At 55.0% G+C, this 12,102-nt stretch carries 11 protein-coding genes; 9 read left to right on the top strand and 2 right to left on the bottom strand.

The window, feature by feature from the left end; genetic code table 11:
* Window positions 1-4: 4 nt before the first annotated feature.
* Window positions 5-313 (bottom strand): rhodanese-like domain-containing protein, encoded by a 309-nt coding sequence (locus ACE6ED_RS04215; protein ID WP_410825715.1) that lies wholly within the window; start codon window positions 311-313, stop codon window positions 5-7.
* A gap of 110 nt (window positions 314-423) precedes the next feature.
* Here ACE6ED_RS04215 and aroA point away from each other — a divergent pair, with 110 nt between their 5' ends.
* The 6 genes from aroA (at window position 424) to ACE6ED_RS04185 (ending at window position 8,482) form a co-directional block, all read left to right on the top strand.
* The gene (gene aroA, locus ACE6ED_RS04210) at window positions 424-1,716 is read left to right on the top strand and encodes a 3-phosphoshikimate 1-carboxyvinyltransferase (RefSeq protein ID WP_410825714.1); all 1,293 of its coding nucleotides are present in this window, start codon (window positions 424-426) and stop codon (window positions 1,714-1,716) included.
* Window positions 1,717-1,776: 60 nt separating this feature from the next.
* Window positions 1,777-2,211 carry a CoA-binding protein gene (locus tag ACE6ED_RS04205; protein ID WP_410825713.1) on the top strand — a complete coding sequence of 145 codons (435 nt, stop codon included), beginning with the start codon at window positions 1,777-1,779 and terminating at the stop codon, window positions 2,209-2,211.
* A gap of 353 nt (window positions 2,212-2,564) precedes the next feature.
* Window positions 2,565-4,448, top strand: a complete 1,884-nt coding sequence (locus ACE6ED_RS04200) for a glucose PTS transporter subunit IIA (RefSeq protein ID WP_410825712.1) — start codon at window positions 2,565-2,567, stop codon at window positions 4,446-4,448.
* Window positions 4,445-6,199: a phosphoenolpyruvate--protein phosphotransferase gene (gene ptsP / locus ACE6ED_RS04195; RefSeq protein WP_410825711.1), complete on the top strand. Its 1,755-nt coding sequence runs from the start codon at window positions 4,445-4,447 to the stop codon at window positions 6,197-6,199. Before ACE6ED_RS04200 ends, ptsP begins: the two co-directional genes overlap by 4 nt.
* Window positions 6,200-6,512: 313 nt before the next feature.
* Window positions 6,513-7,037 carry a sigma-70 family RNA polymerase sigma factor gene (locus ACE6ED_RS04190; RefSeq protein WP_410825710.1) on the top strand — a complete coding sequence of 175 codons (525 nt, stop codon included), beginning with the start codon at window positions 6,513-6,515 and terminating at the stop codon, window positions 7,035-7,037.
* Entirely contained in the window at window positions 7,034-8,482 is a 1,449-nt protein-coding gene (locus ACE6ED_RS04185; RefSeq protein ID WP_410825709.1) for a hypothetical protein, read from the top strand. The genes ACE6ED_RS04190 and ACE6ED_RS04185 overlap by 4 nt, the downstream gene beginning before the upstream one ends.
* A 127-nt stretch (window positions 8,483-8,609) precedes the next feature.
* Here the strand turns inward: ACE6ED_RS04185 and ACE6ED_RS04180 are convergent, their stop codons facing one another.
* Window positions 8,610-9,137, bottom strand: a complete 528-nt coding sequence (locus tag ACE6ED_RS04180; protein WP_410825708.1) for a type 1 glutamine amidotransferase domain-containing protein — start codon at window positions 9,135-9,137, stop codon at window positions 8,610-8,612.
* Between the two features lie 405 nt (window positions 9,138-9,542).
* On the opposite strand from ACE6ED_RS04180, the gene ACE6ED_RS04175 reads away from it, so the two are divergent.
* From ACE6ED_RS04175 to ACE6ED_RS04165, 3 genes are all read left to right on the top strand, one after another.
* Window positions 9,543-9,995, top strand: a complete 453-nt coding sequence (locus tag ACE6ED_RS04175; protein ID WP_410825707.1) for a hypothetical protein — start codon at window positions 9,543-9,545, stop codon at window positions 9,993-9,995.
* Window positions 9,996-10,277: 282 nt separating this feature from the next.
* Window positions 10,278-11,288 carry a catabolite control protein A gene (ccpA, locus tag ACE6ED_RS04170; protein ID WP_410825706.1) on the top strand — a complete coding sequence of 337 codons (1,011 nt, stop codon included), beginning with the start codon at window positions 10,278-10,280 and terminating at the stop codon, window positions 11,286-11,288.
* A 107-nt stretch (window positions 11,289-11,395) separates the two neighbouring features.
* A complete protein-coding gene (locus ACE6ED_RS04165) occupies window positions 11,396-12,097 on the top strand; it encodes a 5'-methylthioadenosine/adenosylhomocysteine nucleosidase (RefSeq protein ID WP_410825705.1) in 702 nt (233 codons plus the stop codon).
* Window positions 12,098-12,102 lie beyond the last annotated feature (5 nt).

Genomic DNA, 12,102 nt, shown 5'->3' with positions numbered 1-12,102 from the left:
GCGGTTATTCGGATTGTTCATACCATTCAATCATGCCGCCCTGCATATTCACGACGGATTCGAAACCTTGAGCGGCCAAAAATTCGCAGACCCGCTGGCTGCGGGAACCGGAACGGCAGATAAAGATGACCTCCCGGTCTGCCGGAATTTCATCAATCCGGTAAGGAATATCGCCCATCGGAAGATGTTTTGCGCCAGCGATCATGCCATAGGCGACTTCTTCATCTTCTCTTACATCAATCATCAGCGGCTGTTCGCCCGCTTCCAGCCGGCGGTTCAATTCGTGGACGGTAATCTGTGGAATGCTGTACATCGGACAACCCCTTTTCCTGTCGAAGAATGCTTTTATGATACACAGGCGCGGAAAGGCCTGTCAAACCCGTCCGCTGCCTAAATACTGACCAAAGGAGCCTGAATAAACTTATGGACGCAATCGTTAGGCCTACGCCGGAACTGCGGGGCGAGATCGGAGCCCTCTCATCCAAAAATTACACGACCCGTTACCTGCTTGTCGCGGCATTATCCGAAGGAACAAGCACGGTTTATTATCCCGCGCACAGCGAAGACAGCGACGCTATCCGCCGCTGCATTCAGGATCTTGGCGCCGAACTGACAGAGGATGACGAAAAAATCGTGATTCGCGGCTTCGGCCGCCATCCGAGAGACGTAAAAGAACTGAATGTGGGGAACGCCGGTGCAGTGCTCCGGTTTCTGATGGCCGTGGCCGCGTTGTGTCCGGAAGTCACCTTTGTTAATACTTATCCCGATTCGCTGGGCAAACGGCCGCACGACGATCTGATTGATGCGCTGGGACAGCTGGGCGTGGAAGTGGAGCACCGGGAAGGCCGGCTGCCGATAACCGTTCGCGGCGGCAAACCCAAAGGCGGCCGGATTTCGGTCTCCGGATCGGTCAGCTCGCAATATTTGAGTGCGCTGCTGTTCCTGACCCCGCTGCTTGACGAGGACAGCGAAATCACGGTGACGGGCGACCTGAAATCCAAAGTCGTTGTCGGCCAGACCCTGGAGGTGCTGGAACAGGCGGGAATCAAAGTATACGCGGCGGACGATTACATGTCGTTCCGTGTGCCGGGACGCCAGAAATACGAAGCCAAAACCTACACGGTACAGGGCGATTATCCCGGCTCGGCGGCTGTGCTTGCCGCTGCGGCGGTTACCCGCTCTGACGTGAAGATTGCCCGGCTGGCTGAGCACAGCAAACAGGGCGAACGGGCAATCGTCGATGTGCTGCGGATGATGGAGGTGCCGCTGACCCACGAAAATGGCGTCGTTCACGTGCAGGGCAACGGCAGGTTGAAAGCCGTGGAGTTCGATGGCGACGCGGCGACCGATGCCGTGCTGGCGATGGTAGCGGCCGCGGTTTTTGCGGAGGGCACGTCCCGGTTTTATAATGTAGAGAATCTGAGATACAAGGAATGCGACCGGATCACCGATTATCTCGCCGAGCTGCGCAAGGCCGGAGCGGATGTCGAAGAGGGCAGGGACGAAATTATCGTTCACGGCAAACCGGAAGGCGTCGAAGGCGGCGTCACCATCAATGCACATTACGATCACCGGGTAATTATGGCGCTGACGGTGGTAGGACTTCGGGCAAGGCAGCCGATTGTCATCTCGGATGCGCATCATGTCGCTAAGTCTTACCCGCAGTATTTCGACCATCTCCGCGCGCTTGGAGCCAAAGTGGAGTGGGTACAATAAAGCAGAAAACGGCGGCGGCAGCAGCGCCGCCTTACTCTCTTTAGAAAGAAGGAATAAGAGATGGCCTTTGAGAATCCGCCGCGTGAGCACATCGGGGACATTTTGGCGGGCGCGGGCAATATCGCCGTCGTCGGACTGTCGGACAAAACGGACCGAACCTCTTATATGGTCGCGGGAGCAATGCAGGCCCGGGGATACCGGATCATTCCGGTGAATCCGGCTGTGGAAGGCACAATTTTGGGTGAGCGCTGTTATGCTTCATTAAGCGGCATCCCGGAGCCGGTGGACATCGTCAACGTCTTCCGCCGGAGCGAATACTGCGCCGAGGTGGCCCGGGAGGCGGTGCAAATTGGCGCCAAAGTGCTGTGGCTGCAGCAGGGCGTAGTGAGCCAGGAAGCCGCCGACATTGCCGAAGCGGCAGGAATGACCGTAATTATGGACCGCTGCATCAAGGTGGAGGAAGCGATCACGATGCACGGACGGCAGCGGGGCTGACGAGAGCAAAACCCGCTAATACGGGCTTGACCTACCGGCCAAGTGACAGCTTCGCCGGGAGCTGACCCATACCCCCGCCCCATGTTGGAAGCAGTCTTCGCTGATGCCTGACTACTCTGAAGGCGGCAGGCGGGCCGATCCGATTTATGCCGGGAACAGGAAAACTGCGCAAGCTATAAGCCTCTTGCTATCGCTATGGCGAGCAAGGGGCTTTTTGGGTTGTCAGGCCGGACGGCGAGCTGCTGGCAGGCCCCTCTTTTCAAAGGAATTCTAAGGCAAGCACCGCACGGATTGCTTTGACAAAAACGGTTGCAGCACGTACCATCTATATAGACAGAAAGGAGAGGGTCGCTTTGAATTGGCTCGGATCGCTGCAGCAACTCGGCAGAGCCATCATGCTTCCCACTATGGTGCTGCCGGCTGCGGCCATTTTGCTGAGCCTGGGCAGTCTGCCGTGGGACGCCTGGGGGCTGCCTTCGGTATCCGAAGTGGCGACATATGCGGGACAAAGTATTTTTTATTATATGCCTTACCTGTTCGCGGTTGGCGTGGCCTGGGGATTGTCCAATCAGGCGGGTCCTGCCGGACTTGCCGCTTTGGCGGGCATGTTCACTTACGACCGGATTGCCTTTTACATGGGCGACGGCGACGTGCGCCCGGCGACCCTGATCGGTATTTTGCTCGGAATTGTCGCGGGTGTGGTCCACAACCGGTTTAAAAATATCAAGCTGCCGGAAGCGATCCAGTTTTTTGGAGGGTCGCGTTTTGTTTTGCTGTTTATGGGGCTGTTTTCGGCCGTCTTTGCCTGGTCGATGCTTGCCGTCGCGCCGTGGCTGCAGTACGGGCTTGAACAGTTGTTTATACTGATCGGGCACGCCGGAGGTTATGGTTTGTTTTTATACGGCGTATTGTACCGGGTGCTGACCGCATTTGGGCTGCATCATATACTGAATAATGTATTCTGGTTTCAGCTCGGCAGCTATACGACGCCGGACGGCGCCATCATTAACGGCGATCTGCCGCGCTTTTTTATGGGTGATCCAACCGCAGGCAGTTTCATGGCCGGTCTGTTTCCGATTATGATGTTTGCGCTGCCGGCCATTGCGTTTGCGATTATCCAGGAAGCGAGAGAAGACCTGAAGCCGAAGGTGCGCAAGACGTTTGTGCGCGCGGCGCTTGTCTGTTTTTTGACCGGAGTGTCGGAGCAGATTGAATTCGCGTTCCTGTTTGCGTCGCCTTATCTGTTTATCATCCATACGGTTATGTCGGGTTTCGCCATGGCGCTCACTTATTGGCTCGGGATTCATCACGGCTTCTCTTATTCGGCGGGAGCGATCGACTTTTTCCTGAACCTGCATTTGTCGCAGCGGGCGTGGCTGCTGATTCCAATCGGGATCGGCTACTTTATAGTTTATTACCATCTGTTCCGCTGGGCGATCCGGCGGTTCCGGATTCCGACCCCGGGCCGCGAGGAAGGATCGGAGCTGGGCGACTGGGCCGGAAATATCCCGTATCAGGCTCCGCTTATCCTGGAGGCGCTTGGCGGCAAGGAGAACATCGTCCAGGTTCAGGCCTGCATTACGCGGCTGCGGCTGACCGTGCACAATGACCGGTATGTCGATACGGCCGCGCTCAAAGGGCTGGGCTCCGCCGGCATTATCAAGCTGGGCGGCGGCAACGTACAGGTCGTGTTCGGGACGTACTCCGAGCTCATCCGGGAAGAAATCAACAAGCTGCTGCTGCGGGATCTGCCGCAGGTGCTGTTCAGTGCGCCGATGCAGGGACGTATGCTGCCGATCGACGAGGTGCCTGACCAGATTTTTGCAGCGAAGCTGGTGGGCGACGGGGTCGCTTTTATTCCGGAAAAAGGCGAGCTGGTCTCGCCGGTATTCGGAAAGGTGATGCACATTTATCCGACGATGCACGCCATCGGGATTTCCACGCCGGAAGGGCTCGAAGTGCTGATGCATATCGGGATCGACACTTCACAGCTTAAAGGGCCGTTTGAAGCTGTCGTTAAAGAAGGGGACAGCGTTGAGCCGGGTACGCTTTTGGTCAAATTCGACCTTGCTTATCTGCGCGAGCATGCCTCGTCGCTGGCAACGCCGATGGTCATAACGAATCCGGAGCGCGTGCGGTCCTGGAGTTATGCACCGTTCAAACATGTGAAAAAAGGGCAAACTTCAGTCATGTCGGTTGTTTTACACGAAAGCAATGTTGGAGGGGTTGAATCATGATTCAAGGCATAGGCGCAGCAGCAGGAGTAGCGATCGGGAAGGCCTTTGTCTTGCCGAACTGGGAGTGGAGCCTGCCGGACCATGAAATCAATCCGGTGGATTTGGCCAAGGAATTTGAACGGCTGTATGAAGGGATCCGTACCTCCAAAAACGAAATCGAATATATCAAGCAGGAGTTCCGTGAGGTTGTCGGCCCGGAGGAATCCAGTATTTTTGACGCGCATCTGGCTATCCTCGACGATCCGGTGTTTATGAGTGAAATCCGGGGCATTATCGAACGCCAGTATAAAGCGGCGGAGGTCGCGGTCAAAGAGGCGATCGACCATTTTGTAGCGATGTTTGATCTGCTTGACGATGAATATATGAAGGAGCGGGCAGTGGACATCAAGGATGTCGGCAACCGGCTGCTGAAGCATCTGCTGGGCGCGCCTGAAGTCACGCTGCCGCTAGACACCCAGCCTTATATCCTGGTGGCGAAAGAACTGTCGCCTTCCCAGCTTGCGCATTTGAATCCTACGTATGTGCTCGGCATCGCCACGATGATGGGCGGCAAAACGTCCCATTCCTCGATTATGGCCCGGGCACTGGGCATTCCACTTGTGGCGGGACTGGAGAACAAGCTGACGGCGCCGATCCAGACCGGTGATTTTATGATTCTCGACGGAGACAGCGGGGAGCTGCATCTGAATCCGGATGGAGAGACCATCAAGGCGTACGCGGCCCGGCGGGACCGGCTGCTCAAGAAGCGCGAACAGCTGGAGCTGCTGGCTTCGGTCGAAGCGGTGACGAAAGACAATGTCACGCTCCGGCTGGCCGGCAACATCAGCTCGGTGAAAGAGCTCGATCTGGCGCTGAAATACGGTGCCGAAGGCGTTGGACTGTTCCGGACGGAATTTCTTTATATGGACCGCAAGTCCTTCCCGACCGAAGACGAACAGTTTGAAGTGTACAAGCAAGTGGCCGAGAAGGTTGGAGCGAGTCCGGTTGTGATCCGGACGCTGGATATCGGCGGCGACAAGCATCTCGATTATTTTCAGCTGCCTGAAGAGCAAAATCCGTTCCTTGGCTACCGGGCCATCCGGATCAGCCTGGACCGCAAAGACATGTTTCAGACCCAGCTGACCGCGATTTTGCGGGCCAGTGTGTACGGGAACATCAAGGTCATGTTCCCCATGATCTCATCTGTAGAAGAGGTCCGGGCCGCCAAAGCGCTGCTGTTTGAAGCGATGGAGGAGCTGGACCGCAGGCAGATGCCATACAACCGCGGGATCCAGGTTGGCATTATGGTGGAAGTGCCCGGCGCGGTGATGACGGCTGATCTGCTGGCTGAAGAGGTTGATTTTTTCAGTATCGGAACCAACGATCTGGTTCAATATGTGCTGGCAGTCGACCGGATGAACGAGCAGATCGCCCATATGTATCACCCGTACCATCCCGCTGTGCTTCGGATGATCCGCATGACGGTGGAAGCTGCGCGTTCGGCGGGGATCGACGTAAGTGTCTGCGGCGAAATGGCGGCGGACGAACGTTCCCTGCCGCTGTGGCTGGACCTCGGTATCCGCAGCCTCAGTATGTCGCCGCAAGCTTTGCTTAAGGTCAAGCACCGCACGCTGAACACCACCGCGGAGGATGCCCGGCAGGCGGCCGCGGCGTGCTACAAAATGCGCACCAGCCACGAGATTGAGGAGCTTCTGTCGCTGTATGCCCAGCGGAGCGGGATTGCCGCAGGACCGGCTGACTCGAATGGTTGAGCGAAACGTGTTTGAAGGACAAGCCTGACGGCACTTGTATGCGGATTGTGAATATGAGCGTATGGCCAGTTGATGGTGCATGCAGCCGGCGCATAGAAGCGCGTCTGTATGCGCTGGGCGCGTGCAGGCGGCAAGTAGAAGCGCGGCCGTATAGCGGACATGAGCGAACGCATAACATCGTCTAAGGATGTATAGCCCGGCGGAAGCCGGGCTTTTTTCTATGGTACAAAAATTTATAAAACCGTTTCCCGCCGCAGACAGTCTTATTTATAGAATCACCCGAAAAGGTGCTGTAGGGGGGATAGACCGGGGGATGGATATGACATTAAAAGGCGAGTCCGCCGTTGTCTGGGACGAAGAGAGTTTTTATGAACGGATATCCGAGGAAAAACGGCTGCTGTACGGCATTGCCTACAGCTATGTCCGCAGCGAAGCCGATGCGCTGGAAATGCTGCAGGAAGCGACCTGCCGGGCATGGATCAAACGCGGCAGCTTAAAGGACCCGGCGAAGTTCCGCTCCTGGCTGACGCGGATTTTGATCAACTGCTGCCTGGATGAGCTGAAACGGCGTAAACGGGCGGGGGAAGGCTGGGAGCGCTCCCGCGAGACAGGCGGCGAAACGATGGAGATGGCCAGCGGACGGAAGCTGGATATGGAACGTGCGCTGGACGCGGTGAAGCCGAAGTACAGGCAGGTGCTTTTGCTGAAATACTACCGGGACTTTACGATTGGCGAAATTGCGGAGGTGCTGGGCAAGCCGGAGGGAACCGTCAAGACGTGGCTGAACAAAGGACTCCAGCAGCTGCGTGACAAAATGAAAGCGAGGGGATTAGGATGACCGAGCAGGAAGAGCGTCTCCGCCAGTATTTGCGCGGTGTAGAGGCCGAGGCGGAGTCTGTGCCGGATGTCCGGCTGGACGGCGCGATCCGCGCGGGAATGGCGCAGGGGCGGCAGAGCCAAAGCGGGCAGCGCTTCCGCATCGGCTGGATGGCCGCAGCGCTGGCAGCTGCCGTCCTTGTTATGTTCCTGCCCTCGCTGCGTCCTGGAGGCGGGGAGCAGGCGGCGGAACATCCGGCAAAGGCGATCGTGAAGCAGCCTGCCAGTTGGGGCAGCCTGGAGGTATTCCGTCCGGAAGTGGAAGATAACCAGACGATCCGGTCTGCTTTGGATGCAGGCAGAGTGCTGCCGCTTAACGAAAGCGTCAGCCTGGGGGAAGATTACAAGCTGACATTAAACGGCGCGATTGCGGATGCCAAGGGGATCACGATCCTCTACACGTTTGAGAATTTTACCGGCCAGCGGGTGAATCATTACTTATCGCTGGAAGACCGGAAGGGCGCAGCAATCGCTTCATTCAGCACCGGGGGACAGTACACGGAAGACTCGGGAAGCCCAGGCATTACCCGTGATTTTACGCAAATTTTTTATGAAAAAGACCGGGATACCTTCGATTCGCTGCAGGCGGCACTGACAGTCACGCCGGATACGCCGGAAGCCAAGCTGTCCAGTTCAACGAAATACAGGAAAACTCTTACCGTCCCCTTTGCCTTGGACCGCAATAAAGTCCTGCAAGGGAACCGGAGATTTACATTGGACCGCGAACTCGTGATTGCCGGGCAAAAGGTTAAGGTCAGCGAATTTTATCTTGGCGCAACCGGTACTTACATGACCTACAGCTTTGACGGCAAAAATTCGATGAAGGTGTTTGATTTTCTCAATGACCGCATTGTGTTTGATGGCAGCGGGGAAGGACAGGAGCTTTACAGCCATTCGGCATTTACTCCGCGTGTGGGGAAAATTACGCAGGTTTATCCGGCGGACAGCCGGTTTGAAACAGAAGCATTTGCGTTCAAAGCCGATGGAATCCTTGCCCTCAACAAAGACAAACTGGACGTGGTAGTTGATCTGGAAAAAGGCAAGATCTTAAAAGCGCCTGACGACCGGCTGACCTTGTCCCCCGCGATGCAGGATGCACAGGGTAATGAATTGATTTTCCGGATGTTCGTTCCCGAAACGGAGTATCAGACGATGGGAGGAACGTTATCCCTGGACGATAATTACACGGATGGAGAACGCAGCGGGCACTGGCTGAGCAGCGGTAAAAGCAGCGAGGGTGTCGTGACCAGCGGAACGGATACTGCAGCCGAAGAAAACGGTGTAAAAGGGTATTACCGGGAGTTCCATTATTACCTTGAACGCCAAGATCTGCCGCAGCCGCTTACCTTCAAGCTGACCAATTACCCAAGTCCGTTACACGATCCGCAGTCGCTGCGGATTGAGTGAATGCAGAAAGATAATCCCAAAAAAGCAGGCCAGGCAAGGAACATATAGCTTCCTTATCCGGCCTGCTTTGCTTATGCTGATGTTTGGAACGGAAGGGAGTTCGCCATCCTTGGAATTGCCTGGGATCTTACAACTCTCCCGCAAGCGCGTCACAAAACGCTTTGCCATACGGCGGGAGATCCGGCGGCCGCCGGGCGGAAATGATATGTCCGTCGGTTACGACCGGCTCGTCTTTCCAGATCGCGCCGGCATTCTCCATATCGTCCCGAATTCCCGGGGTTGAGGTGACGGTAACGCCGTTCAAAATTTTGGCCGAAATCAGCACCCAGCCGGCATGGCAGATTTGCCCGATCGGTTTGCGAGCCGCGTGGAATTCGCGGATCAACCCGAGCACCTTGGGATAACGCCGGATTTTGTCCGGGGCCCAGCCGCCGGGAACCAAAATGCCGTCATAATGTGCCGCCTCCAGCTCATCCCACGAATAGTCCGCCACCGCGGGAACGCCGTATTTGCCTGTATAGGTTTTTCCCTTCTCAAGCCCGGCCAGATGCACTTCGGCCCCTTCTTCCCGGACCCGGTACACCGGGTACCACAACTCCAGGTCTTCAAACTCCTCGTCGACGAGGGCGATGACTTTTTTGCCTGCCAGTCTCATGCTTGTCCGCTCCTTTCCACTCTTCCAAAATAGCAGCTGCCTGTTATCCTGCTATTGCTGTCCTCTTTTATCCATTGTAACAAAAATCACTGTTCGCCGCACTCTGCCGGCTCGCAGCCGCAGCTCTTAACCGATTGGCCCGCAGCACCTAACCAATTAACCTGCAGCTCTTAGCCAAATCACCAGGAAATCGTGCAGGTTAGCCGGGCAGGACATTAACGACATTTTTCCTGCGTTATCTGGTAAATAAATGTACCGTGCAAAATCGGGAGGATTCGCATGAAGCAGGTCGAATACGAAGAGGAGTGAAGATAGCTAAATAGACTGAGTGTTGAGTAACAGCTCCACTTCCACCGGTAATTTAGAAATTCAGTCTATATAGAACTAAAACATGGGGTGTAGGGAATGCTTACTACTATTGGAACGATTCATCGTGCCTGTGATTGCGGCGGGGAAATGGAACTGCATATGCATACTTTATTTTTTAAAGGAAAAGTGAAAATACATAATGTACCTGTGTACACCTGTGTACAATGTTCGCGATACGAGCCGCTGACCGCGGTAAAACGGAAGCTGGGCGAGCTGTTAACCAGCCTAGGCGACCGGCCAGCCCGGCAATCGCTGTCACTTGCGGAACACCATGAATGGGCCGACTTGTTAAAAGAGACATTTGAGGCGTGTGGGGAAGCGGATCCGGAGCACTGGGGACAGTATGTGAACCAGGCGGCAGCCGAGCGGATTGATTTGCTGCTGGATTTGTACCGGTTTGCAGCCGACAGCGGGGATGTGAACTGGGGGAGAGAGGTCTGCCGCAGGTTGGCCCAACTTATCCCCGGCGGAGTGGCTTCGACAAAATAAACGAATATTCTGCAAATTAAATGAAAGATTTTCATGAAAAGATGGATTTTTCACTCGGATTTTGTTACCATAGAAGAAAGAGTTTTCAATTGAGCAAAATGGCGAATGTAGCCGGCAGCTCAAGCCTGATTGACGTACAAAAACAAGACGCAGGTGCAGCTTCATTCTTGAAAAGAAAATTTGAAAGGAAAATGAAGCGTTATCATTGCACAAACGTACAAATTGTCGTATCATGTTTTTAATCAGTCGATCGATAAAATTTATCGCAATGGAGAGAGTAATTTGACGGTAACCATTTACGATGTAGCGCGTGAAGCTGGCGTGTCCATGGCAACGGTATCCCGGGTTGTCAACAACAATCCGAATGTGAAACCGCAGACACGGAAGAAGGTTTATGAAGCGATTGAGCGTCTGGGCTATCGCCCGAATGCGGTGGCCAGAGGTTTGGCCAGCAAGAAAACTACGACGGTCGGCGTCGTGATCCCGGACATCTCAAACTCGATTTTTGCCGAGATTGCCCGCGGTATCGAAGATATCGCCAACATGTACCATTACAATATTATTTTGTGTAACGCCGACAAACGCAAGGAAAAAGAGATTCGCGTCATCAACACCCTGCTCGAGAAGCAGGTCGACGGACTGCTGTTCATGGGCGGTACGGTAACGGAGGAGCATATTCAAGCCTTCCATACGTCCGCTGTTCCAATCGTCCTCTGCGCGACACGTGACGAGAACAATGCTTATCCTTCGGTCGACATCGACCACGAGATGGCCGCTTTTGATGCGGTGAACACGCTGATCCGCCATGGCCACCGCGATATCGCGATGATTAGCGGCACACTGCAGGACCCTGCAAATGGCTATGCCCGGTTCCAAGGGTATAAGAAGGCGCTGGAAGCTGCGAATATTGAGTACCAGGAAGATCTGGTGCGGATCGGCAATTACCGGTACGAGTCCGGCGTCGAAGCAATGAAGTATTTCCTTGGCCTGAAAAAGAAGCCGACGGCGATTTTTGCCGCAACCGACGAAATGGCAATTGGCGCCATTCACAGCATTCAGGACGAAGGGCTGAAGGTTCCGGACGACTTCTCCATTATCAGTGTGGACAACATTCGGATGGCGTCTATGGTCCGTCCGCTGCTGACTACCGTAGCCCAGCCGATGTACGATCTTGGGGCTGTTGCAATGCGTCTGCTGACGAAGCTGATGAAGAAAGAATCGGTCGAGAATCCGCGTGTAATTTTGCCGCATGAGACGATTTTGCGCCTGTCCGTGAGCCACGTGAACGAATAGTTCCTTATTACAACGCCATGCCGTGCAAACGGCAGAACCAACAATAAAAAGCTCCCTTCCGGAGCTTTTTATTCATTTTCCGAGAATTAAAAGGAGGCTTTTCCTGCATGATACGTCCGATCGGGCTGATTGGAGCCATGGATGAGGAAATCAAACTGCTGCTTGAGCAGCTTCAGGATATGAAATCGGTAACGAAAGCAGGCACCACATATTACACTGGACTTATTTCAGACAAACCCGTTGTTGTCTGCAAATCAGGGGTGGGCAAAGTGAATGCGGCGGTGACTAGCCAAATTCTGATCGATACGTTCCGGGTCCGCTGCGTTTTGTTCACAGGCGTTGCCGGTGCGGTGCATGAGGATCTGAATATCGGGGACATCGTTGTATCGTCGGAATGCATGCAGCATGATATGGATGTGACAGCTCTTGGCTACCCGAAAGGAAATATCCCTTATCAGGAGGTGTCCGTTTTCCCGGCGGACGAAAAGCTTATTCTTTTGGCGGAAAAAGCCACAATGAGCCTCCGTGTGCGCCATCTGACCGGAAGAGTGCTGTCGGGAGACCAGTTTATCGCCAGCAAGGCCAAAGTAACCGAACTGAGGGAAGAGATGGACGGCGTATGCGCCGAAATGGAAGGGGCGGCAGTGGCGCAGGCGTGCTGGATGAACGGAATTCCGTTTGTAATCATCCGCTCCATGTCGGACCGGGCGGACGGCTCCGCCCCGGGAAATTACGAGGAGTTTACCGTGGAGGCGGCCCGCCGTTCCCACGCGATACTCGAATTTATGCTGGCGCATATGCAGGGCTAAGCCCA

The organism is Paenibacillus nanchangensis, from assembly GCF_046543445.1.
GTDB lineage: Bacteria > Bacillota > Bacilli > Paenibacillales > Paenibacillaceae > Paenibacillus_AQ > Paenibacillus_AQ nanchangensis.
This window is presented reverse-complemented; position numbering and strand designations above follow the sequence as displayed.

Bases quoted from the DNA above. Each gene is read 5' to 3' on its own strand.
- ACE6ED_RS04215 (WP_410825715.1), bottom strand. From the start codon at position 313: ATGTACAGCATTCCACAGATTACCGTCCACGAATTGAACCGCCGGCTG.
- aroA (WP_410825714.1), top strand. From the start codon at position 424: ATGGACGCAATCGTTAGGCCTACGCCGGAACTGCGGGGCGAGATCGGA.
- ACE6ED_RS04205 (WP_410825713.1), top strand. From the start codon at position 1,777: ATGGCCTTTGAGAATCCGCCGCGTGAGCACATCGGGGACATTTTGGCG.
- ptsP (WP_410825711.1), top strand. From the start codon at position 4,445: ATGATTCAAGGCATAGGCGCAGCAGCAGGAGTAGCGATCGGGAAGGCC.
- ACE6ED_RS04190 (WP_410825710.1), top strand. From the start codon at position 6,513: ATGGATATGACATTAAAAGGCGAGTCCGCCGTTGTCTGGGACGAAGAG.
- ACE6ED_RS04185 (WP_410825709.1), top strand. From the start codon at position 7,034: ATGACCGAGCAGGAAGAGCGTCTCCGCCAGTATTTGCGCGGTGTAGAG.
- ACE6ED_RS04180 (WP_410825708.1), bottom strand. From the start codon at position 9,137: ATGAGACTGGCAGGCAAAAAAGTCATCGCCCTCGTCGACGAGGAGTTT.
- ACE6ED_RS04175 (WP_410825707.1), top strand. From the start codon at position 9,543: ATGCTTACTACTATTGGAACGATTCATCGTGCCTGTGATTGCGGCGGG.
- ACE6ED_RS04165 (WP_410825705.1), top strand. From the start codon at position 11,396: ATGATACGTCCGATCGGGCTGATTGGAGCCATGGATGAGGAAATCAAA.